General features: G+C 69.1%; 18 protein-coding genes and 1 pseudogene. 11 read left to right on the forward strand and 8 right to left on the reverse strand.

Translation table 11 applies throughout. The features are described from left to right. Both IEZ15_RS30300 and IEZ15_RS30305 read left to right on the forward strand, forming a co-directional pair. Positions 1-499 (forward strand): integrase core domain-containing protein (locus IEZ15_RS30300; protein ID WP_189280225.1); only part of this gene is annotated, 499 nt, incomplete at its 5' end. An 87-nt stretch (positions 500-586) separates the two neighbouring features. Beyond that, entirely contained in the window at positions 587-1,549 is a 963-nt protein-coding gene (locus IEZ15_RS30305) for a radical SAM protein (RefSeq protein WP_189280226.1), read from the forward strand. Positions 1,550-1,640: 91 nt separating this feature from the next. Here IEZ15_RS30305 and IEZ15_RS30310 read toward each other — a convergent pair whose 3' ends face one another. Beyond that, a complete protein-coding gene (locus IEZ15_RS30310) occupies positions 1,641-2,435 on the reverse strand; it encodes a phytanoyl-CoA dioxygenase family protein (protein ID WP_189280227.1) in 795 nt (264 codons plus the stop codon). 701 nt (positions 2,436-3,136) lie between these two features. Between IEZ15_RS30310 and IEZ15_RS30315 the strand changes: the two genes are divergently transcribed. From IEZ15_RS30315 to IEZ15_RS30325, 3 genes are all read left to right on the forward strand, one after another. Then, complete coding sequence (locus IEZ15_RS30315; protein WP_189280228.1) at positions 3,137-3,748, forward strand: hypothetical protein; 612 nt, start codon at positions 3,137-3,139, stop codon at positions 3,746-3,748. Further along, complete coding sequence (locus IEZ15_RS30320; protein ID WP_189280229.1) at positions 3,745-6,069, forward strand: M48 family metalloprotease; 2,325 nt, start codon at positions 3,745-3,747, stop codon at positions 6,067-6,069. Before IEZ15_RS30315 ends, IEZ15_RS30320 begins: the two co-directional genes overlap by 4 nt. Positions 6,070-6,364: 295 nt before the next feature. Beyond that, entirely contained in the window at positions 6,365-7,492 is a 1,128-nt protein-coding gene (locus IEZ15_RS30325; RefSeq protein ID WP_189280230.1) for an RNA ligase family protein, read from the forward strand. A gap of 784 nt (positions 7,493-8,276) precedes the next feature. On the opposite strand, the gene IEZ15_RS30330 is transcribed toward IEZ15_RS30325, so the two are convergent. The 5 genes from IEZ15_RS30330 to IEZ15_RS30345 form a co-directional block, all read right to left on the reverse strand. Beyond that, on the reverse strand, positions 8,277-8,819 hold the full coding sequence (locus IEZ15_RS30330; RefSeq protein ID WP_189280231.1) for a hypothetical protein: 543 nt from the start codon (positions 8,817-8,819) through the stop codon (positions 8,277-8,279). Between the two features lie 73 nt (positions 8,820-8,892). Next, complete coding sequence (locus IEZ15_RS30335; protein ID WP_229846189.1) at positions 8,893-9,660, reverse strand: zinc-binding dehydrogenase; 768 nt, start codon at positions 9,658-9,660, stop codon at positions 8,893-8,895. Further along, on the reverse strand, positions 9,627-9,863 hold the full coding sequence (locus IEZ15_RS45210; RefSeq protein ID WP_229846190.1) for an alcohol dehydrogenase catalytic domain-containing protein: 237 nt from the start codon (positions 9,861-9,863) through the stop codon (positions 9,627-9,629). The genes IEZ15_RS30335 and IEZ15_RS45210 overlap by 34 nt, the downstream gene beginning before the upstream one ends. Before the next feature lie 327 nt (positions 9,864-10,190). Continuing rightward, the gene (locus IEZ15_RS30340; RefSeq protein ID WP_189280232.1) at positions 10,191-11,120 is read right to left on the reverse strand and encodes an NAD(P)H-binding protein; all 930 of its coding nucleotides are present in this window, start codon (positions 11,118-11,120) and stop codon (positions 10,191-10,193) included. 340 nt (positions 11,121-11,460) lie between these two features. Then, a complete protein-coding gene (locus IEZ15_RS30345; protein ID WP_189280233.1) occupies positions 11,461-12,363 on the reverse strand; it encodes an MBL fold metallo-hydrolase in 903 nt (300 codons plus the stop codon). 43 nt (positions 12,364-12,406) lie between these two features. On the opposite strand from IEZ15_RS30345, the gene IEZ15_RS45215 reads away from it, so the two are divergent. Continuing rightward, complete coding sequence (locus IEZ15_RS45215) at positions 12,407-12,778, forward strand: hypothetical protein (RefSeq protein ID WP_229846191.1); 372 nt, start codon at positions 12,407-12,409, stop codon at positions 12,776-12,778. 13 nt (positions 12,779-12,791) lie between these two features. Further along, the gene (locus IEZ15_RS30355) at positions 12,792-14,744 is read left to right on the forward strand and encodes an SMI1/KNR4 family protein (protein WP_189280234.1); all 1,953 of its coding nucleotides are present in this window, start codon (positions 12,792-12,794) and stop codon (positions 14,742-14,744) included. Between the two features lie 379 nt (positions 14,745-15,123). On the opposite strand, the gene IEZ15_RS30360 is transcribed toward IEZ15_RS30355, so the two are convergent. Then, positions 15,124-15,933: an inositol monophosphatase family protein gene (locus IEZ15_RS30360; protein ID WP_189280274.1), complete on the reverse strand. Its 810-nt coding sequence runs from the start codon at positions 15,931-15,933 to the stop codon at positions 15,124-15,126. A 614-nt stretch (positions 15,934-16,547) separates the two neighbouring features. Here IEZ15_RS30360 and IEZ15_RS30365 point away from each other — a divergent pair. The 4 genes and pseudogenes from IEZ15_RS30365 to IEZ15_RS30385 all read left to right on the forward strand — a co-directional run bounded on the left by IEZ15_RS30365 (position 16,548) and on the right by IEZ15_RS30385 (position 19,166). Continuing rightward, positions 16,548-17,369 (forward strand): isocitrate lyase/PEP mutase family protein, encoded by an 822-nt coding sequence (locus IEZ15_RS30365; protein WP_189280235.1) that lies wholly within the window; start codon positions 16,548-16,550, stop codon positions 17,367-17,369. 155 nt (positions 17,370-17,524) lie between these two features. After that, a pseudogene (locus IEZ15_RS30370) lies at positions 17,525-17,713 on the forward strand (NF041680 family putative transposase); the annotation flags it as partial. A 513-nt stretch (positions 17,714-18,226) separates the two neighbouring features. After that, positions 18,227-18,610, forward strand: a complete 384-nt coding sequence (locus IEZ15_RS30375; RefSeq protein WP_114248291.1) for a VOC family protein — start codon at positions 18,227-18,229, stop codon at positions 18,608-18,610. 328 nt (positions 18,611-18,938) lie between these two features. Continuing rightward, positions 18,939-19,166, forward strand: a complete 228-nt coding sequence (locus tag IEZ15_RS30385) for a hypothetical protein (RefSeq protein WP_194535976.1) — start codon at positions 18,939-18,941, stop codon at positions 19,164-19,166. 212 nt (positions 19,167-19,378) lie between these two features. Here IEZ15_RS30385 and IEZ15_RS30390 read toward each other — a convergent pair whose 3' ends face one another. Beyond that, positions 19,379-23,080, reverse strand: coding sequence for a S8 family serine peptidase (locus tag IEZ15_RS30390; protein ID WP_189280237.1), 3,702 nt, complete (start codon positions 23,078-23,080; stop codon positions 19,379-19,381). Between the last annotated feature and the right edge of the window lie 133 nt (positions 23,081-23,213).

Here is a 23,213-nt window from a genome sequence, read left to right on the forward strand (position 1 = left end):
GCGGGCCGAGGAGCTGATCCGCGAGACCATCGCCCGCAACGGCATCGTGCCCCAGACCGTGCACGCGGACCGCGGCACCTCGATGACGTCGAAGAAGGTCTCCCAGCTACTGATCGATCCGGGGGTGCCGCGGTCGCACTCGAGGCCGAAGGTCTCCAACGACAACCCTTACAGCGAGGCCCGGTTCAAGACCACGAAGTACATGTCGGACTATCCCGAACGGTTCGATTCGCCGGCCCACGCCCGCGAGTGGTTCGACGCGTTCATCGCGTATTACAACCATGAGCACCGGCACTCGGGTATCGGCTGGCACACCCCCGCCTTCGTCCACTTCGGGACCGCCGAGGAAGTCCGCGACCAGCGCGCGGTCACCCTCGCCGAGGCATACGCCCGCCACCCCGAACGCTTCGGCCGCCGCACCAGACCACCCGAGATACCCCAGACGGCCTGGATCAACAACCCGGCCAAACGCAGGGAACCCACACCACAAACCCCATAGCGTCACAACCATCTCATTGGACTTGAAATCTTCCGGCAGATATCCGAAGCCCTGATAACCCGCGGCACGGACATCAAATGGCACGGCGTGGCCCGCTTCGAGAAGGGGATGACGGACGAACTCTTCGCCACCATGCGCCGGGCCGGCTGCGTGCGCCTGTACATGGGAATGGAGAGCGCCAACGAACGCGTGCTGGAGGCGATGGTCAAGGGGACCGACCGGCAGCGCATGTCGAACATCCTGCGCATGTGCAGCTCGGCGGGTATCTCCGTGGAAGCCGGGGTGTTCAGCGGCTTCCCGTCCGAGACTGCGGAGGAGGCGGACGACACCTACCGGTTCGTCCGCGACCACCGGCACGTCATCGCCCGTGCGGACGTGGGCACGTTCAGGCTGCTCAAGGGCGCTCCCATCGCCGACACCCCCGAGAAGTACGGGATCATCGTCCTCGGCGACCCCAAGAAGCGCTGGTACCACCTGGACTTCCGGCACACGGCACCGCAGGAAGTGTCGGACGGCGCGGCGGCCATGGAACGGATCCAGCGCCTCTACCCGGAGGTCGCCCTGATCGACGTGCCGGAGGACATCCTCTACAACGCCGATGTGGGCCCGGACGCGTTCCGCCGGTTCTTCGCCGCCGCCGGCGAACCGGCGACCCCGTCGGAGGCGGTCCCGGACGAGGCGACGGTCGCCCTGTCCACCGACTGCGAGCTGCAGCGGGTCCATGTGGCCAACTCCGGTGCCGTGCACTTCGACGACCCCGCCGCGCAGGGCGCGCGCCCCGTCTTCGAGGTGTCACGCATGACGCTGACCATCGCCGTCGACAGGGCAGCCTCGGCCCTGTACCCCCTGAGCCGTGCGGAGGAGTTCGTCCTGCGCCGTCTCGGAGAGGGCCCGATGTCCGCCGCACGTCTGCGCGCCGAGATCCAGGAGTACGCGGAGTCGGACCCTGACCGCGACGACACGGTCGACGTGAGCCTCCTGGACCACCTGGTGGCCCTGGGAGTCATGGTCGTACGCGCGGTGGACGCCGTCACTGAGGCTTCCCTTTGATTGCGGCGGACACCTGGCGTTCGGGCTGCGGCGCTGGGGCGCCGGTCGAACGTGGGGTGCGCTTCGGTCATCGCCGCATGGCTGAAGGGCGTCAGCGTCCGATGCCTCGGCGAATCGCGGTCTCCACAGGGGAGTAGTCGCCATCGGGACGTTCGATGCTTGGACCCTGTCTCGGGTTGGGGAGCAGCGGCGGCTGCGCCATGAAGCGGGGTTCGACACCCCGGTGAGGTTGCGCGGCATGTACGAGGAAGGGGTGACAGAGGTAGACGTCCCCGGCTCGGCCCGTGGCCATGGCAAGCGGTCGGTGATCGGTGGCGGGCACGGCGCGCTCGGCGAGGTTCATGAAGGTCAGGCCGGCCTCTCTCTCGGGTTCGAGAAGTGCGGCGACGTCCAGGTGGGAACCTACCCGGATCCGGGTAGGCGCGTCGTCCTCCCCCACGTCGGACATCAGGAACAGCATCAGCAGCCACCGTCCCCGGGAAGTGACGTTCACCCGGTAGGACATGAAGTCGGCGGGATCGTCTCCCGGGAAGCTCGCATCGATGTGCCATCCGTCGTCGCCTGGCTCCTGGTCGCTGCGGAATCGCACTGGGAACGTGCCAAGCCCGCCGAGGGGCGCCCAGCGCCCCTCGCCAACGAGGGCATCGAACGCGGCGTGCAATCGAGACGTGTTGGCAGCGGCCCGGAAAGGCTCTTGCCCATAGGCGCCAAGCCGCACCACGGGGCTCTTCCACGTCGTCGGGTCATCGGGCTCACCGTCGATGTCCCGCCACATGATCTCCCGGCACTCCGCCGCGAGATCACGCGAGAACGCCCCCTCCACACGGAGGAACCCCTTGTCCACGAACTCGGACACATCGTCGTCACTGATCACTGATTCACTCATGCTGCCAACGTGTCATCGAGGCGGGGGCACCCGCCCAACAATTTCTGCACGGCTGCTGTCAAGACACCGGCGTTGAGCGCGGTGTAGCGGCTTTGGGCGGGAGCTGCCTCGGGGCCCACGAACGTGACGCCCGCCTCGACCTGTTCCGCCGGCTGCACCGCTACAACACCCGACGCCGCCACTCCCGCCTCGGACAATGCAGTCCCATCGCCTACGAAACAGCACTCGACACCACATCAACCACCCTTGCCCCAGCCTCATAGCCCGTTTCCAAGATTCCGGGTCAAGGCCCCACCAAGCTGAGCCGGTCGGAACGGACCAGTCCCTTTTACGCGTGGGCGAGGCCGTTTTCCGGTGCGCCGGTCCAGACCGCTTGCCGGGTGAGGAAGGAACGTGGAGGTGGTCTCGTTCCAGGGCCTGCTCGGCTGCAACTGGTGGACGGTCTGCCGTTGCTGCGACCGGACCTCACCCGCCTTCGACCAAGTCACCCAGCACACGACGGCGACCGCCGGATCACCGTCCGGATTTTACCGAGCATGCACGAGCGCGGCACGCGTGATCTCTGCCGACTCCGAAGCCGTCGCCCCTGGCCGAATCACTCACCATTCCCGAGACCGTCTCCAAATACCTTGAATGCGTGGTGAGTTGAGGGGAATACTCCCGTTGACGGGACTGGCGATCAGGGGGACGGGGGCCCGCCGGTGAGTGCGCTGCGGAACAGTGAGACGGAGCGAACGCGGGAGCTGGCCCGGGGGGCCGTGCGGTGGCTGGCTCCGCAGGAGCTGGCGTTCTTCGAGGAAACGGCTGACGCCTACTTCGAGGATCCGGTGCGAGCGACCCGGAAGGCTCGGCCCGAGCCGCTGGGCATCGGCATCGACGCCATCGCTGTCGGCACGTGGACGGTGTTCGCATTGCCGGTCGCGGCAACGGTCGCGGGGAACATCGCCACCGACGTCATGCGTGAGGAGCGCGTACGAGGCTGGTGGCGAAGGCGTCGGGCGCGGGCGGACATCCGTACCGACGGCACCCCGGTCGACGAGGCGGTCGGCGGTCCGGCCGGTGCTGCGGACAACCCGTACGCCGCGCCGGGCACGGCGCGGCCCGTTGCGCCGGGGGGACTCCGGCCCGCAGACCTGGAACTGCTGCGGCGCATCGCCTACGACCGTGGAGTCGCGCTGGGCCTGCCACCGGAGCAGGCACGGCTCCTCGCCGACGCCATCCTGGGCGGGGTTGTCGCCGGCTGGAGCGCGGGTGCTCCGGAGGACGACGAACAGAGCGGGAGCAGCCGGGACGGGGAGGACACCTCCTCGTGACAGGGACTGCGAACGGCATGGGGGCCGGCAGTCCAGTGGGAGTGCAGCACCCGTTCCGCCTGCCGTCCGGCACGTCTCTGCGGTTCGCCTTGCTGATTCTGAGTACGTCGGTGGCGATGGCGACGCAATTGGGGTCGTTGGTCAGGACGGTGACATACTTCGGGTTTGGCAGCGGCGGCTTGGGCTCCATCGCCGAGTCCCTCGAATGCGCGTCGGAGAACTTCGCCGAGGACGCGACCGATCCCGCGGCATTCGCCCGCCGCTGCGGGCTGGAAGCGGAATTCGGCGGCAGCGGGTCCACCGTGGAGCTGGCGGCGCTCGCCGCTCTGTGGCTGGCCGTCGGCATCACCTACTGGCTGCTGCCCCTCTACCGGCTGCGCCGGCGTCGGCTGCGGCCGTTTCGGCCCGACGCGTACCCCGACATCCAGCGCACACTCACTGAACTGATGGCGCTCGCCGAACTGCGGTGCTCGGTGCGTTTCGTCGTCGACCTGCGGGACCAGCGCCTCACCGGAATCGCCTTCGGGCGGATCGGCCGACGCCATGTGATGCTCAGTGGCGGCCTGCTGCGCATGCACGGCATCGATCCCGAGGCGTTTCGCATGATCGTCCTGCACGAATTGGCACACCTGCGCAACCGTGATGTCGACATCGCCTTCCTCACCCTCATCTGCTACCGGCTGTTCGTCTTCGCGGTGGCGATCCCCATGGCCGTCCTGGCGCCCTTCTCCCTGCTCGTCGGCTGGACGCTGCTGCCGAGCAGCGCGATCTTCCAAGTGCTGCTCATCGCCGCCCAGTGTGCTCTGGCGGTCACGGTCGCCCACGCCAGCAGCGCGGTACTGCGCAGCCGCGAGCTGTATGCGGACGCCCGGGTCGCGGTATGGACGCGCGGCGCCCATTCGTTGCGGCGCCTGCTCGCCGCACAGCACGGCATCGAGCGGACCGCGCCCCGCCGGCCGCTGTTCCGCCGCACGCATCCCTCGGCGGCAAAGCGGCTGGCCGCGCTGAGCGACACCAGCCTGCTGTTCCACTTCTCCCCTTGGGAGGCCTTCGGGCTGGCGCTGTCCTGCTCGCTCGTCTACTTGCAGGTGGCGCAGTGGACCGAGGACGCGGCCGGCCTGACCGGCCACGACGGCGTGCTGAGCGCCCTCGCCCCCGCCGTGCTGCTGGGCGGCAGCGTGGCCGCGGGCATCTGGCGCGTGACGCTGGCCGCACATCTGAACCACGCGAGGTGGGCGGGCGCCCACCGCACGGGGCTCGCCGTGGGCTGCGGTCTCGCCGTCGGCACGTTCGGGGACGAGCAGCATTACACGGCCTTCGCTCTCGGCGTCGCCGACCCTCTTGCGGTGCAGTTGTCGTGGTGGCTGCTCCTCGGAGTCGTCGGGTACGGATTCGTACGGTGGAACGCGGTGACCGCCCGCGCGTGGGCACCGGTCGTGCTCGCCGCGCGCCGTCCGCTCGCGCCTATCGTCGCCTGCTGTGCGGCCGGTGTGGCGCTGCTGAGCATCTGGCTCGGGCACGTCTATCCCGCCGGGGTACCCGGCTTCGGGCTGCTGACCCTGCCGAGCCCGCTGAACCTGCTGCCGACGCCCTTGGACTACCTCGGCTATGTGTTCTCCACGATCGCCGTGATCACACCCTCGCTGGCGGTCATCGCCGTGGTCGGGGCAACCGCCGCGCTGCCGCTCGCCGCGCCGCTCGGAGTAAGGGTCCTCCACCGGATGCGAGGCGACGCGCCCACAGCAGGACCTGGACGGTTCCTGCTGTGGCCCCCGTCGGCGGAGGCTTCCGCAGCGCTCCTCGCTCCGCCGCGCCTGCATCCCGTGCGGGCGCTGGTGAGCGGTGTCGTGTTCGGCGCGGCCGCGGGGTTCGGACTATGGGTGGAACACGTCGTAAACGCCCTGGTCTTCCCGTGGCCGATCCAGTGGGTCGGCGGGGTGTTCACCCTCTACACCGTGCCCGTCGCGATGCTGCTGCAACTGGCTGTCGGCTTCTTCGTGGCATGGCGGAACGCGCACAACGAACTGCGCGCGCTCCACGGAGTGCTCGCCGCCCTCGGAGCGGGGTTGCTGCTTCCGTTGGCCTCGTTCACCTCACGCGACCACTTCGCCTGCGTACGCTGGGGCACCGACCACCCGGCATGCGGATCGGATCCGCTGTCCGGGATGGGATTCATCACGGTGGCGATCATGGCCTGGACCGCCGCCATCGCGCTGGTCCTCCTGCCCACCTGGGCAGCCCTGCACGACGGCATCCGGCAGCAAGGCCCGCCCCGCCGCCCCGGATCCTCGCCCCTCCCGCACCCGCCGCGGGCTTGGTGAACCCGTCTTGCCCGCCGTGGCGTGCACTGCCTGGACAAGCGCTCGACCCGCAGCAAGAAGGGCTGGGCCACGATCGCCGTCACATGCCGGTCGAAGTCCGCGTACCACTGCCGCGCCAGCTCCTGGCGTGACCCGTAGATCACGTGATCCGACTGCGTACTCGACCAGTAGGAACCCGAGTAGTGCCTCTGCTCCATGTACCAGCGGAATGTCCGCCACGACTCGGCCGCGTACAGCATGGGGTCACGGTTCACGGAACGGCGACATGCGTGCCCACTGCGTTGCAAGGACAGCTGTGGCTGCCTCGCAAGTGTTGAGCTTCCCGAGTTGTCACGGTGAATCTCAGTTGCCCGGGGCTCGACAGACAGCGATGATCCTCCTCATGTTCGACGCTGCGTCAGCAGGTTCCGGGCTACAGCCGTATCCCAAGATCTCCGCGAGGGGAGGGCTTGGCGTGTCTGGGATCCGGGAGTGGGTCGCGGTGGAAAAGGTGCACGCAGCGCACTTTGCGGTGGTGTGCACCGGCACGGGGGTTCATCCGGCGAAGCGGCGTGAACTCCTGGGCGACGATGCGCTGGACGGTTTCTTCGGCGTGAGCAGAATCTGGCCGGTGCTGTCGGTGGCGGCGGCCCGTTTTACCTCCGCACTGCGCAGTGTGTGGGGTGACGCTGCGGCGGTGACGATCTACGGTGAGCTGGCCGGCGGATGCTACCCACACCCGGATGTTCCTGCCGTTGCCGGGGCCGAGCCGGTGCAGACGGGCGTGTGGTACTCGCCAGGCCTGCACTGGCTGCCGTTCGACGCATCCGTCGAGACGGCTGGCGGCCGCTACTGGATCTCTGACCGTGCTCTGCGCGGAGCCGCGGCGGCCGCAGGGCTCGTCTGCCCTCCTGCTCTCGGGCACGGCGCGCTGAACAAGCTGCAGGAGCTGCCGTGCGCCTTCTCCACAGGAGTCCCAGCCCTCTTTGGGCTGCCTGAGCTGGCGGACAATCTCGCCGAAGGCTACGTCCTCAAGCCGGCCGGCGAATGGCCGGAGGCGGATCCGCAGGCGCGTCCAGTGGTCAAGGTCAAGCAGAAGTCTTTCGCGGAGGACGAGCGGTTCGACGGCGCACGTCCCTATCTGCCACCGCCGCAGGGAGCGGCCGGAGTTCCCGCCTGGCTCCTGGCCCAGGCCTCGGCACTCCTCACCCCCGCTCGCGCGGCCGCCGTGGTCAGCAAGCTGGGCCCCCGCACTCCGGTAGATGCCGTGGCGGAGGAGATCACCCGGGATGTTTCGGAAGAGCTCGCCGAAGCCCTGGGAGGCCTGGAGAACACACTCCTACGCCCTCTGGAGCGAGCGCTTCTGCCTGCGGCACGCTCCCTGGCGGTGTTCGACGCCAAGGACCGCCGTCCCTCTCGGACAGGCAGAGAAGGCACACGGTGACGACAGCAAGCAGCCGCCTCAGTGAAAGGCGCGGCGAGCAGAGGCATCGGTCGCATCCTCTTCAAACGCCTGGGCGCCATATCTATCGAACTCGATGGCGCGCTCCGGCACGTGACCGTCTTTCTCACGCTCAGTCGTCCTCGCCCGCGACGGCGGGTTCGTGGTCTGTACCACCGGGGGTATTACGGCTTAGTAGCGATACCCCCGAGGCCTCATGAGGATCTACACGCATTCGTCAGAGGCCGCTCTGCTCACCACACCGGCGAACTGACGGACCCGCATGCGTGGCGCCATTCGACCAGAGCAGCCCCCTCAACCCACTCGTCGGTGAAGCGACCGGACACATATCGAAACTGGCTGGACCGGGCGTCGGCATCACCCTCGGTCCGGTCGCCATCCACTGCGCCATCCTGCGGCCCGGCAAGATGTTCGGCGCCTACCAGATCGCACTGCCAAGCGGGGACCGGACCTGGGCGAGCACAACGACGAGATCCTTGCCGAGCTGGGATTCAGCCCCGCCGAGATCGCCGAGCTGCGTAGCCAGGAAGCGATCCCCGGCACGACGGAAGCGGAGGAGTCGCGATGAGCACGGCGCCCGAAGCGGCCCGACATGGTGCTCCATGAGCGCCGCGCCGGCGCGCTGACCATCACCATCAACCGCCCGGCGCAGAAAGAACGCCGTCGCCCACGAGGCCGCGGTACAGCTCGCGGCGGCCGTGGATCTGCTCGACTCAAACCCGGAACTGTCGGTCGGCGTACTCACGGGCGCGCGTCCCCAGTGGCGTCACGCCGAAGCAGCTCCACTTCGAGGCCGCCGGCCGGAAGCTCTACTGGGTTGATCGCGAGGGCATGCGCGTGATGCGCTGCGACCTCGACGGCTCGAACGTCGAGACCCTCGTACAGACGGGACAGGGAGAGAACAACCGCCGCGACGAGACCGGGTGGTGAAGTAGTTCCAGCACGCGTAGCCCAGGAAATAGCCGAGGTGCAGAGCGTCCCAGGCGCTGTTGCGCAGCATTCCTTTGAAGCCGGCGCGTGCGGGGGTGAGGATCTCGACCGGTCCGCCGTCGAGGGTCTGCATGGTGACGCTGTCGGCGGCGGCGTCGAAGACCATCCGCTGGTCGGGGCGGGTGAACGGGGTGAATACGATGTGCTCTTTGACCGTGTCGGGCGTCAGGATCTGGTCGAACGTCTTGTCCGGCGGCCAGCCCTTCCTCGCCCAGATCGGGCCGCCGATGGAGATGTCGACGTTCAGGCCGCGTAGGGTGTCCCAGTGTTCTTGGCCGCCGGCGGTGGCGATTGCCAGATCGAGGAGTTCGTCACTCACGAGCCGGGTACTTTCCGTCGCGATGCGTATGGCAGGCACCGAATCCGGGGACCACCAGGCCTTACGGTGGCTATCAGGGGCGGACGAGAACGAGGCCGACCTTGCCGGGCCGTACCGCGTGCTCCACGGCGTCGGCCAGCTCGCCAAGGCCGTACGTGGCGGCCACCTCGAGCTGGTCCTTGAGCCCCAGCGCGATCTGCTTCGCGGTGGCGACGTCGGACGCCCGCCTCTCGGCGGAGGCCTCGGACAGCCACCGGCCGATGCTTTTGCCCCGCAGCGTCAACGATTTGTTGAGCAGTCTCGACGCGTGCACAGAGATCACCTCTTCGGCGATTTGCCCATAACTGACCAGTTTCCCGCCCGGCGTCAACAGGTCCAGAAGGGTCTCTGTCAGCTTCCCGCCGATCGGGTCGAAGGCCACACTGACCGGGCGGCCGCCGGCTGCCTTGCGGACCTCCTCCGCCCAGCCCGAATGCTCTGTCGACACGACCGGCACGTCGGGGAACCGCTTGCGCAGCTCGGCGGCCCCGCGATCGCTGCGGACAACGTTGACCAGTGCCAGGTTGTGAAACCGACACACGCCCGTCACCAGCCGCCCGACCGACGAGCCCGCGGCGGTCTGCACCACAAGACCGTCGTATCCGAAGGCCAGGTGCTCCTGCGCCTCACGGCGCAGCATCACCGTGGTGAGCGGGTTGGCGAGCATCTGCGCGGCGACCTCGTCCGACAACTCGTCCGGTACGGCGACGACCGCCTCGGCATCCGCCACGATCCACTGGGACCACGCCCCCGGCTGGGGGAAGACCGTTACACGGCCACCGACCTTGACACCCGGGGCCAAGCTCGCTCCCTGCCGATCGCCTCCACCACGCCGGTGGCCTCCAGGCCGGCCGGAACCGGCTGTGCAGCCTTCCCCGGGTAGGCCTCGACGGCCTGGAGATCACCAGGGTGCACCGAGAAGGCCGTGGTGCGGATCAGGACCTGGCCGTGCCCGGGCGCTGCCGACTCCGGCTCCTCGATCACGGTCAGGACGTCGGCAGGCAACCCCCCACGGGTGTAGTACGTATGAGTCCTGGCCCGGGCATCGACCACCGTCCTGCAGCCCCAGTCGCACTCCGCTGAGTGCACTGCGGAACAAGGGTTTCGTAGTGCACGCGGCCTGCGTCGTATGGGCGGTCCTTGCCGTCGGTTGGTGGCGATTGCCAGGTCAAGCAGTTCGTCACTCACGGGCCGGGTCCTTTCGGGGGCGGTGTCGGCGTGAGAACTCGATCCGGCGTACGTGTGGCGGCCAGCCCCCGTGCACGACGGCCAATCGGCGCCTCCAACGATCAGCCCGCAACACGCTCGACAACGAACGACGAAGAAGTGGCTTCAGGAGCTGAACAGGCCGGGGTTCTCACGGACGTGATCGGCCACTCCCGAAGGAGGCCGCCCGATGACCTGCTCGACCCCGTCCGCCTTGCGGTCGTACCGATTCCCCGCGTGCAGGCAAGCCATGGTGGAGATGTGCTGGAAGACGTGGTCGGGCAGCCCCAACGGCCCGAGATCGTCGTCGATCCACTCCTGCAAGGGGACGTCGATGTAACCGACCGGTCGGCCCAGGGCTGCGGAGACCTCCGCCGCCATGGCGGCGACGTCCTCCGACCGCGGGCCGGTCAGCTCATAAATCCGGCCGACGTGCGGGGCAGGATCGGCCAGGATCTCCTCCACGACCGCGGCGACGTCCCCGGCCGCCACAGGGGAGGTTTTCGCCCGGCCGAAGGGCAGCCTGATGCTTCCGCACTTCGCGATCGAGGAAAAGCCCACACGGAACAGCGGGTTCTCCAGGAACACGGTGGGCCTGACCTGGACGACGGGCAGGCCCGACCAGCCGAGGACCTGCTCCACCAGCCACTGCTGCCGCTGCTGCACGGACTCGGAGGTGCTGGTGAGGTGCATCTCGGAGACAGTCAGCTGCGACATGTTCACGAACACTTCCAGGGCCCCGTACGCACGCGTGACGGCCGCCACCGTCACGGCAGCCTCCAGATACTGCGCCGACACGCCCATGCCGAAGTACATACGTCCACAACCGGCCAGGGCGTCGGCGACGTCGCTCGCATGCGTCAGGTCTCCGACGACGACCTCGGCGCCCGTCGCGCGCAGCGCCTCCGCCCGCTCGTCATCGCGGCGCACCATGGCCCGGACGGGCAGGCCCCGACGCCGAAGGCCTTCGACCACGGAGCGCCCGACGGCGCCGACACTGCCCGCCGCGCCTGTCACCAGAATGGGTAGCACACTGGTTTCTGGGGTGCGGTCCATAGGGGCAGCCTGTGGTGCGCACAGCCAGGGCGCAACTGGAGCCCGCCGAACCGTCGGCGCTGCAACAACACTCGGCTCATGTGCGACAACAGTCGGCCCAATGTGACGGAATCGGCATACTCGACTGGCGGACCAAGCATTCAGCAGCCAACTGAAACGCAATAGATGACGGCCCTGCGGCGTGCGCTGCAGCGCCTGTCGGTGCGGATCTCGAAGCATCCGTACCGGGCGAGTCGGCCCCGTACGGTGCCAGCCGTTCGGTTGGAGCTGAAGCGAGCAGTTGGGGAAGCGTTGGGTGAGGAGCGATCCGCCACTGCAGACGGCCTGCCGCGGCACGCCCTCACCTCCATGCCGCCCACTCCTTCACCGCGAACCGGTCGCCGACGCGACGCACTTGTGCTGCGCCCGGCCCGGGGAAGTGCGCGGGGAACAGCAGGGCGCCCCGGTCCGCGGCCTCCCCCAGCACACGGCGCCGGCTTTCCCGCGCGCGGGGTTCGTCCTCGTCGAAGCCGGGGCAGTCGTCCGGCTCCGCGATCTGCAGTGGGCTGTGCAGCAGGTCCCCGGCGAACACCGCCCGGTCCGTGCCCGACCGCAGCCATACGACGGAGGAGCCGGGCGTATGGCCGGGAGCCGGCTCGATACGGAGCTGGGCGTCGATGTCGTGGTGGTCGCCCTCCCACAGCACGGTCTGTCCGGCCTGGTGCACGGGGGTGACGCTGTCCTCGAAGACGTTGGCCATCTGTGGGCCGGAGCGGGTCCGGTGTCCGTTGGCCGGGTTCCAGTAGTCGAAGTCGGCGCGCGAGATGACGTACTGGGCGTGGGGGAAGGTCGGTCGCCACTCTCCGTCGTCCGTCAGGCGGGTGTTCCAGCCGACGTGGTCGCCGTGGATGTGGGTGCAGATCACCGTGTCAACGTCCTGCGGGCGGACGCCTGCCGCGGCCAGCTCACCGAGGTAGTGGGTCTTCAGCCGGTGGAAGGACGGCATGGCCGGGCGCTCCCGGTCGTTGCCGATGCCGGTGTCGATCAGGATGGTCCGGCCCTCGCTGCGGATCAGCCAGGTCTGGATCATCATGTGGATCTCGTCGGCGGCCGGGTCCAAAAAGGTGGGGGCGAGCCAGTTCTCGTGTGCCTGCCAGTGCTCGACGGGCACGTCGGGGAAGACGTAGTCGCGGGCGCGGCCCTTGGCGGGCAGCTCCTCCGCCACGCGGGTGATCTCCGCGTTTCCAAGCACGATGGTGTCCATGCCCCCAGCCTGCGTGCCGGATGACGCAGCCGCTATCGGTCGCATGACCGCACCTGGGAGGGAGCGGGATGCGGCGCGGCCGCCCGGCCTCCCTGGTGCCCGTACCCTCACGTCGACCGCAGCCTCCGTCGTGCACGAGTACCGGCAGGTCGCGCGAAAGCTGTTCGCCGCCCGGGACGCCTGCACGGGCGAGCAGCAGCTGGTGATCCTCGCCCGTGCACTGCGGCACGTCTACCTCCGGGACGGAGGTAGAGGCGCCCACGGCCTCGGGATCGCTTTCACCGACGCGGAGTTGGCCGACTTCTCCATCGACCGAGCGGGACGCAAGCACGCTGGCACAGCCTGCCGGGCCGGTCGCATACGAGAGGGTCCCGTTGGCCGCGGCAAGCAGCGGAGCAATGTCAGTGGTGGGTGACAGCATCGGGCTCATGACGGACACCACAGCATTCGACTGGCGGCTCTTCCTGCTCAAGTGGAGCGGGGAGTGGGCAGATTCCCTGCCGGACGGCGAGACGCGGGACGAGGACGACGAGGTCGCGCGACGGGCGCGGTGGCTGGGGTTTCCACCCGCGTCGGAGGAGCGGATCGCAGCCATGGAGGAGCGCCTCGGCCGACGGATGCCCCCGTCGTACCGGAAGTTCCTCAAGGTCAGCGACGGTTGGCGGCACGCGGGTGGGTTCGTGTGGCTGCTGGCGGGGACCAAGGAAGCGTGCTGGCACAACGACGAGTCGGGACTCGCGGACATATTCGAGGAGTACCTGGACGAGGACGCCGGGCCCGAGGAGCGGCGGGAGGCGGATATCTGGCGGCGCGGGCTGCAGCTCGACGTCGAGTCCGACATCACCCACGTCCTCATGGATCCCGAGGACGTGGATGAGGACGGTGAGTGGGCCGTGTACACGTGGGCGAGCTGGCGGGCCGCGCCACCCGAGCGGCACGCGAACTTTGTCGAGTTCATGCGGGACATGTACCGGGAGTTCCACAGCCTGCGGGCGCAGCCCGGCGACGGGGAGCCGGTGTTCGACAACGCCACGACGCGAAAGCTGGACGGCCTGGTGGAAGAGGCCCGGCTGGAGGCGCTGCGCGGCGGCTGGGAACGGGCCGGCAAGGCGCTGGACGAGGCCAAGGAGTACGGCAGACCGCGGGCCGCCGGACTGGGCGACCAGATACGCCGCCTGCTCGGCCAGACCTACATGGTGTACTTCGAGAACTTGGTGACGGACCCGCAGTACGCGCCCGAGTTGCTGCCGGCGATGGTCGCCGAGCACGCGGCGCACTCGTACCAGGACGACTCCACGCTGACGTTCCATTTGCGGGGTGCCGACGCCGACCTGGTGTCACTGGCTTACGCGACGCTGGATCAGGTGCGCGCCGGCACCTACCGGTACACGGCGGCCGGACCGTTCGGGGCGGCGGTCGAACGGGCGCGGGAGCTGGCGCGGTGGGGAGAGACCGACGGGGCATGGCGGACGCTGATGGACGCTCTGCCCCTGTGGGAGCCACTGGGGCCGGACCATCTGGCGCCGCTGGGGTGGGTGGCCGACCCCGTGCTGGGGCCGCTGCTGACCGAGGAGCGGGGCCGCGAGCTGCTGTCCACCCCTAGGGGCGGGCAGCCTGGTGAGGCACCGAGGCCGACGGCCGGGCTCGACCCGGGCGACCTGGCGTGGCTCGCGGAGCCGGACCCGGGCAACAACCGCACGTCCTACCGGTTCGCACTGGTGGAGGGTGTGGAGCCGGAGGAGTTGCCCGGGCGTCTCGCGGAGGGGGACGGCATCGTGCTGAACGAACCCATGACCTTCTGGGAAGCGCGCCAGAGGGTGCTGCACAACCGGAGGGAGTTCTCGTCCTACGAAGACAGGGCTCTCATGGCGGTCGGCCGAGCCGGCACCGGTTGGAGCTTCGCCTTCGACGGTGACCCTGCACCGTTCGACCGGCAGCGGTTCGTCTCCCCGGCTGCGACCGCCGGCGCGGGCACTCGCGCGGTGGTGGTGTGGAGCGGCCTGAGGGCCTGGCACGGGGAACCGTTCTTCCACCTTTCGGTGGCGCGAGACGGCGTCGAGCAGTACGCATTCACGTACGCCGACGGAGAGGTCCGGTCAAGCGGGGAGGTACCGCAAGCGCTGGACCCGAACCGGTTCTTCAGTGACCTGGAGGACAGCGCCGAGGTGGAACGGTCGCTACTGGAAGCGGTGACCGGGGAGTTCGGTGCCCATCTGCCGCGTCATGCAATCGTGAACGGCCGGCTGCACACGTTTGCCACCCGCTCCTGGACGCGGCCGCCGAGGGACGGCGAGACGTACGCGGTGGTCCGCATGAACTGGGAAGCCGCGCGCCCGGCGGATGGCGAGCAGGCGGCAGACGACGGGCCAGGAAGCAGGTAGAGACGCAAGGCCGCGCAAATTCTCGATGCGGATCGCCGGTTTCGCCAACCGGCGATGTCGTGTCATGGCTGCGCCCGGTTTGCAGGCTCCCGCATCGGCATGCCGCCACCATGGTCACGCCGGATCGCCGCGTACGGCTCGACCTTCGACATCCGCGGCAGGACCAGCACCTTTCACCAGGAGCATCCCACCCGTGGACCGGGGCGCCTCCCAGACACATCGACAAGTGACTTCACCAGTTCCTCTGCCTCCGGAGCAAAGGATTCAGACGAAGGCCGCTCTTACTTCCGCTGAACTGCGATAACACTGGTCAAGTTCGAGCCGCGTTCGATGCCCGAACCTTAAAAGACAAGCTCAGCGCCGGCACGGGGACGCCCCTTCAGGCGCGGTGCCGGCTTCGGCTGCGGATCACCGACATCAGCAGTCGGTGGGTTTCGCCGTCGGCGGCCACGACGAGTCCGCGGCCTGCCTGTCCGATCGGGGCGCCGTCGATCCCGGTGACTACGCAGCCAGCGGCCTGGCACAGAGCGATACCGGCGGCGAAATGGACGCTGCCGGACAGTTCACCGCCGTCGGTGACGTATGCGGCGCGCTTACCGGCGGCGACCCAGGCCAACGCCAGCGTCGTGGACACGACCCGGGGCCGGAAACGTTCCACGAACCCGGGCTGGGCCAACAATTCCACAGCCCGGAAGCCGGGCGCGCTGGGGAACGGCGGATCCAGATTGACATCCACGAGTTGGGTCGCGGGCGTGGGTGCCAGCTGCGCATCGGCATCGTCGTGCCGCACCCAGGCGGTCTCACCGTCGGTGAAGAAGACGTCGCCGCTGAACGGGTCGGCCACCGCTGCCGCACCGTTGCGCAGCGCCACGTTGACGGCCACCAGCATGTTGCCGACGGCGTAGTTCAGTGTGCCGCACAAGGGATCAACCAACCACTGGCGCGCGGCCTGAGCAGCACCCTGCTGTCCGCCCTCTTCTCCGAGCACAGCGTCATCAGGCCGCGCGGCATGGATGACGCTGAGAATCGCCTTCTCGGCCTCCACATCGGCGGTGGTGGCGAAATCTCCGGCGCCCTTGTCGATGCGGGTGAGCCGCTCGCCGTACATGTTGCGCACGACGTCCGCGCCGGCACGTGCCGCAGCTATCGCAACCCCAGCATCGTCAAGGCTCGCATACGAGTTGATCACGTAGCGCATGATACCGGCGGCAGGATCTCGGATCTCTGTCTGCCAGGCCGGTCCTGTCCATACCGCCCTGATTTCGCCCCCGCTGTTCCGGCTTCCGTATGCCCCACCGAAGTTCCGGATTCATCCGGCCCCACCCGGCGGTCCCATGCGTCCACGAGCCTGCGGGCGTTGGTCCGTTCGCCGCCCGGACCGCACGCATCGGTTATCCAGGGTGAAGCCCCCGTTCTCGCAGCTCACGGCATGGCCGGTGTGTCAGGCACATGAGGCGGTCCCGCAGCAGGAGCCCGGAAGTCGACGGATACGCCTGACGTGCTCGCCAACTTGCAAGACACGGGCCTCCCGCCCTCGACGAGCAGCACGACTTGGATCGGCGCGAGTCCGGAGCAACTCGCCTCCTTCATCGGCCCGCTGCTGTGGAGCCGCTCGCCGTCCGTGCAGCGGGAAGTCCTCGCGGCCTGCTTCGGCCTGCATCTACGCGGCCGCAGAGCACCCGTCCTTGACGGGCCTACCGCGCACTACCCAGAACTCGTCTTCCGGAAGAACCCCCGGTCAGGCACGATACGGTTGTGAAACTCACACTTCACGATAAAGCCGCTCATGGTGCAATACAACCCATGACAACGCTTCTCGACAAGGCGCAGATTTTCCGCTCTCTACACACACCGGGCGCACCGCTGGTCCTGCCCAATGCGTGGGATGCGGCATCCGCCCGGGTGGTGGCGGACGCCGGTGCTCTCGCGATCGCGACGACCAGCGCCGGGGTGGCGTGGTCGCTGGGGCACGGGGATGGCAACCGTCTGAGCCGTGAGCAGGCGCTGGGCGCGATCGCACGCATCACGGCGGCAGCCGATGTACCGGTCACCGCCGACATCGAACGCGGCTACGCGACAGACCCGGCCGGTGTGGCCGAGACGGTTCGAGGCGTCCTGGCGGTCGGAGCCGTGGGCATCAACATCGAGGACACTCTGCGGCCCGTTGCCGAGCAGGCCGAAAGGATCGCAGCCGCCCGCAGGGCCGCTGACGAGACCGGCGTCCCGCTGTTCATCAACGCCCGCATCGACACCCACCGCCTGGCGCCCGGTGACCGCACGGCCTGGCTGGAGGAGACGTTGGCCCGGGCCCGGGCCTACGCGCAAGCCGGCGCGGACGGCATCTTCATCCTCGGCACATGGGACTCCGAGACGGTCAGGACGCTCGTGGACAAAGCGCCTGTGCCGGTGAACGTCCTGGCCGGCCCCGGTGCCCCGTCCGTCTCCGAGCTCGCTGGGGCAGGAGTCGCCCGTATCAGTGCGGGATCCTCCATCGCCGAGGCGGCGTACGGGCTGGTCCGTCGAGCCGCCCGCGAACTGCTGGAGAAGGGCACGACCACCACGCTGGAAGGCGGATTCGACTACGCCGATCTCAATGCGCTGCTCCTGGCCGAACCGGGTCACTGAGACGCGCTCCGGATCCCAGCAATAGGCTGCAGTTGGCAGATCCGCGCTGGCGCGCCGGCCAGATCGTGCCCGGGCTGAAGCGTCGCGGCACGGCCGCGATGACAGGCCTCAGACGCCATCCGCTCACCGGACGACGCTGCAGGCTTCACTTGCTCATGAGTCTGCCCGTCGATGTGCCCGGGAGCGAGGCGCTGGGCCTGTTGTCCCGCTTTCGGGTCGAGTTCTACGAGTGTCTCTGCGCCCGCGCGGATGCGCTCTTCGAGCTCACCGATGCGGTGCTGTGCACGGACGGGCCGGTGAAGACCTTGGTCGAGCTGTCGCTGGCGGCCGAGCACCGGCGCGGGCCCCGCTCAGGATGACCACGGAGTCGGCCCAGGCGGCTGCCGCTGGATCACGGGTGCCCAGGACGATCGTCTGCCCCATCTGGTCGACGGCCTCGCACAGCAGCTTCAGGACGTGTCCGGCCGACTTCGGGTCGAGTGCGGCCGTGGGTTCGTCCGCGAAGATGGTCTCCGGGCGGGTGACGGGCGCCGGGCGACAGCCACCCGCTGCCGCTGTCCTCCGGACAACTACGCGGGCATGTGGGCAAGACGGTCGGCCATGACCACCCGGTGGACGACCTCGGTCAGCCACTGCTGGTCGGTCTTCCCGCCGCCGAGGAACAGGGGAGGGTGATGCCGGCCGTACCGTCCCGCTCGTCGGCCGGTCCACGCCGGACGCGCAGCGCAGGAACGTGCTCTTGCCGGAGCCGGACTGCCTCGTGATCGCGAAAGTGCTGCCATGCGCCTGAGCTGTGTGAGCGAAGGCTGAGCGCAACTCGGTGGCATCTGGAGTGGAAGTCAGGAAGGCTTGCGCGCATGGTTTCGGTATTGCAGAACGTGGCGATTGACTGTGCGGATGCCTACGAGCTGGCCCGGTTCTGGAGCAGGGTGACTGGCCGTCCACTGCATCCGGAGGACAAACCAGGCGACCGGGAGACTCAGGTGCTGCTGGCGGAGGGCCCAGTGCTGCACTTCAATCAGGTGCTCGAGTCCAAGACGATCAAGAACCGGATCCATCTGTGTTTGCGCCCTGAGACCTCGCGTGAGCAGGAGGTCGACCGGCTGCTGGGCCTCGGTGCCTCCTTTGTCACCGATCACCGGAATCCTGATGGCTCTGGCTGGGCAGTCCTCGCTGACCCTGAAGGCAACGAATTCTGTGTTCTTCGCAGCGATTCCGACCGAGCCGCGATGAGTTCCTGAAGCTCGCGCGCCATCCTGGCCTGTTTCGCATGACTGCTGGTCACAGCCACTCGTTGATGGCCGCGATGCGGACGGCCGCCTCGTAGCGGACCGCGAGTTTGTCGTACCCCGTGGCCAAGGCACGGTGCCTCTTGAGGCGGTTGATGCCGCACTCGATAACAGCGGGCCGCCGAGGGAGGGGGTGGGGTCGGCCGGGTCGTAGCGGAACGCCGTTGCCTTTGCCGAAGCCCTGCACATAGAAGTTGCGGCGATCAGACCGTCACCGCTGGTGCTGCCGTTCGCCACATGGCCGAATTTGGTAATGCTGCAGGCGACGAGCTGGTGGTTGATGACGGTGCACGTGCCGGCAGCCGCGACGACGCCCTGTGCCTGCTCGTCCGGGACCAGCACCCGGATCACGCAGGCCCCCACGTCGCCGAGCTCTGCGCGCAGCGGCGTCGCGGGGGCGCTCCGGCTGCTGACGGCCGTCGTCGACGACTGGGGTGGCGAGTGGGGCGTATGCAGGGTTCTGGCTCCGCACCGGGGGCACAAGTCCTGCGTGGTCATGTCCCGTTGAGGGGCGCGCCCGGAGTCGATGCGGGCGGATCGGAGGCCGGGGACCTCGGTCGGCACCTGCATGATGCTGATCCCCTTGCTGGGCGCGCCGCGTGGGTTCGACGCATCGGGTCGCCCAGCAGTGGCCGGATGCCACGTGTGGCCCGGCCATGTCACCGTCGCTGGGTGGACACGCATGCCGGGGCGCCTGCGGTGCAGGCGCCCCGGCATCGGTCAGCGGCGGATCTGGTAGGCGCGGGTCACCGTCTGCTCGATGGTGTTGCCATCGGCATCAGTGGCCTGCACGCGCAGCGACACGAAGCCCGCGTTCGCGGGGTTGCGGATCGTGCCGTTGAGGCCGCTGTCGAGGCGGACCTGCCGCCAGTTGGTGCCGTCGTCGTACGAGGCCCACAGCTTCGCCCCGGCGAGCTTCAGACCGTTCAGGCCCTTGGGGTAGCGCACGCCCAGTCCGATGCGGGTGGTGGAGTGCGGCCTGGCGCTGTTGGCCTGGTCGACGTCGAGTCGGTAGTCGACCGACAGGACGGGGAGCAGGGTCGGTCCTTCCTGCCGCTCGGAGTGGAAGCGCCAGTCGGTGCGCACCTCGGTGGAGGTCGTCCAGCCGGGGGCGTCCCGCTGCACGTCGGTGACCACGCGGTATTCGGCGCGCTGTGCCGTCATCGGGAAGGCGACGGGCGCCGAACGGATGCTGCCGAGGAGCTGGCCGTCCCGGTAGACGGTGGACAGCGCCTTGTCACTGCCGGCTTCGGCGGAGAAGGCCTGGTCCGGCGCGGTGTCGAGCAGACCGCCCGACGCCACCACACCGAGATCGCCCTGCCGGACGGCCGAGTTGGACTGTGCGTCCGGCAGCGCGGTGCGTACCACGGCCTTGTTCCAGTCGCGGTGCACGCGCTGTCCGGCCTTGAGCGTCGAGGGGTTCGTCACCTTCCAGGAGCCGTCCGACGTCCACACGGGAGCTGCCTTCACCGCTTCCCAGGTGGGCACGTCCGCGGAGACGTATTCGGTCCGGGAGCGCGGCAGGACCACCCGGTCGAAGACGAAGTTCGCCGTCGGCTGCATCGGCGAGCGCGTCAGCCGGGCGTATCCGCCTTCGGTGGCCGGCGTCGAGGCGTGGAACGAGGAGTCCACGGTGGCCAGTTCCTGGTCGCGTACCCGGTAGCGCTGGTCGGCGGGGATGCCGCCCTTGCGGTACTTCAGCAGCTCGTAGGAGTACGGGCTCACCGCCGTACCGGAGATCCTGATCCTGGGGTTGTCCAGGGCCGCCAGCTCCTCGCCCTGGGTGCCGGAGAGGGTCATCGCCGGGATCTTGGTGGCCGTCGTGCCCCAGTTACCTGCGAGCCAGTTCTCGGGGATGTCGTTGTAGATGAGGATGGCGAGCGCACCGGCGCTCGCGGCGTCGTCGGCCTGCTCTCGCACCGTGCGCTCGGCGCTCCGCTTCACCAGGGCGAGCTTGCCCCGGACGTCCTCGCCGGCCTTCGCCACGCGCAGGACGCGGGTGCCGTCGATACGTGCGGAGCCCGTCCAGCCCTCGAGGTAGGCCGCGTCCAGGGTCCGGTTGCCGTGCCCGACGAGGCGGGCGTCGAGTGCGGGTGCGCCGAGCGACCAGCCGGCGCGCGATTCGAAGCGCTCGTTCGCGGTCTGCGACGGGACGGAGTACACGGCCGTCTCGCCGTCCAGCCATGTCTCGCGGTCGTAGATGCGGTCGCCGTCCACGGCCTGGAAGTTCAGACCGATGCGGGTGCGGTTGGTCTCCGTCGGCCGGGAGGTGGTCATGGTGACCGGGCCGGCCTTGGCGCCGTCCAGGGTGAAGGTCCGATCGGAGTCGATCACCGTGCCCGGCTGGGCGGCGTAGGTGTACTCCTCCAGCCTGCTCCAGTCGGAGTTGTAGTGGAAGATCTCCGAGATGAAGGCGTGCTCGCCGCGCGGTACCCGCACCACGACGGTCCCGTCCGCTGCGACCGGGTACGTCTCGGGCAGTCCGAAGCGGCCCAGCTGCCAGGCGGTGACCGCGGCGATGCCGCTCGTCGGCTTGCCGTCGCGGTCGAGCACCTTCAGCGTGACGTCGAAGCGCTGTACGTCGCGGCCGAAGCCGACAGCCGTCACTGCCGCCGTCCGACCGTCGGCGGAGACCGCGGTGACGTGCGCGCCGTGGGATCCGGTCGTCACGCCGGCGGTGTTGAGGGTGAGGTCGACCGCGGCGGTGCCGTGCGCCGGCACGGTCACCGAGTCGGCTCCCAGGCTGAGCACTCCGGCCGGCAGTTCCTCGCCCGCGTTCTCGACCTTCAGGGCGAGGGTGACCGGCTGGTCGCCGTCGTTGACGTACTCGATCTCCTTCCCGACCGGGGCGGTGGCGTCCCAGTCCCGCAGTCCGAAGTCGGCCGTGCCGCTGGCCGATACGGGCTGCCGGAGTGCGCGTGCCACGTCCACGCGGCCTGCGCCCTGGGCGTAGACGGAGGTGGCTGCGGTGGTCTTGGCCGTACTGATCAGCTGGCTCTTCAAACGGGCCGGCGTCCAGTCGGGGTGGCGCTGCGCGAGGATCGCGGCGGCGCCGGCCACGTGCGGCGTGGCCATGGAGGTGCCACTCGCGGTGGTGTACGAGCCGTCCACCGGTGTGCCCATCGTCGTGCCGGCGGCGCGGGCGGCGACGATCCGCGAGCCCGGCGCGGTGATCTCCGGCTTGAGCCCGCCGTTACCGCCTCGTGGGCCCCGGCTGGAGAAGTCGGTGACCGCGTCGGTGGAGTCCACGGCGCCGACCGTCAGGGCCGCGTCGGCGGCTCCGGGTGAGCCGACGGACGTCGCCGCGGGGCCGCTGTTGCCCGCCGCGATGGTGAACAGCACGCCGGTCTGCGCCGTCAGTTCGTTGACCGCCATCGCCATGGGGTCGGTGCCGTCGGCGCCTTCCCCGCCGCCCAGGCTCATGGAGATGACCTTCGCCCCCGAGTGCGCGGCCCAGTCCATCCCGTCGATGATCGAGGATTCCGAGCCGCTGCCGCCGTCGTCGAGCACCTTGCCCACGATCAGCCCGGCGCCCGGTGCCACGCCCCGGTACTTCCCGCCGGAGGCGGCTCCGCTTCCCACGATGGTGGAGGCGACGTGGGTGCCGTGGCCGTGGCCGTCGCGCACCGTCTCGCCGGGGACGAAGCTGCGGCTTTCCACAATGCGGTCGGCGAGGTCGGGGTGGGTGGCGTCGACACCGGTGTCCAGCACCGCGACCTTCACGCCGGTGCCGTCGAAACCGTCCTTCCACGCCTCCGGGGCGCCGATCTGCGGGACGCTCCTGTCGAGGAGCGCCTTCACCTTCCCGTCCAGCCAGAGGCGCTGGACGCCGCCCGACAGGCGGGCCTTGGGGGTACCTGCGCGGGCGCTGTCGTCGTCGACGGCCTCCCAGAACGCGGCGCCCTTGCGCTTGTCGGCGCTGACGGCGGCTCCGCGTACGCCGGGGAGTTTCCGTGTGAGGCGGGCGCCGCCGGGTGCGGTGTCCTTGGCGCCGGACGCGTAGCGCACGATCATCGGGGTCGACGCGTGGTGGGCATCGTCGTACCCCTGGGCGATGAGCTGGGTGACGTTGAACAGCCGGCCGTCCACCTGGCCGTTGTGCACCAGCGCTTCGACGTCGCGCGGGATCACGTACACATCGGTGCCCACGGTGTACGTCCGCAGCTCGGCCGCACTGCGGTGGTACGGGGTGATATTGACGGCGAGGGTCTTGCCCGCCTTCGTGGCCACCGTCACCTGGTCTCCGGTGACGAGGGTGACCTTCGCGGTGCGGACTTCTGCTTGGGACGGGGTGGTTACCGCGTCCTCCCCGGTCTTCGGTGCGGGGGTGGCACCGTGCACCAGGCCGCCGCCGGCCAGGGTGGTGGCCATGGTGGTCGCCAAGGTGAAGCTGAGCAGTGCGGCTCTTCGCCTGAAACGCATGCTGAACGCTCTCCTTCCGCCGGCAGGGAGGGTTCCGCGACCGGCGGGTCAAGCCTCGGCAGGAAGGGGCACCGACGCTACGGCCGCGCCTGACGAAGAAGTGACATGTCGGCTCGCCGCCACTTTGCGCATA

The organism is Streptomyces atratus (genome assembly GCF_014648655.1).
Taxonomy (GTDB): Bacteria; Actinomycetota; Actinomycetes; order Streptomycetales; family Streptomycetaceae; genus Streptomyces; species Streptomyces atratus.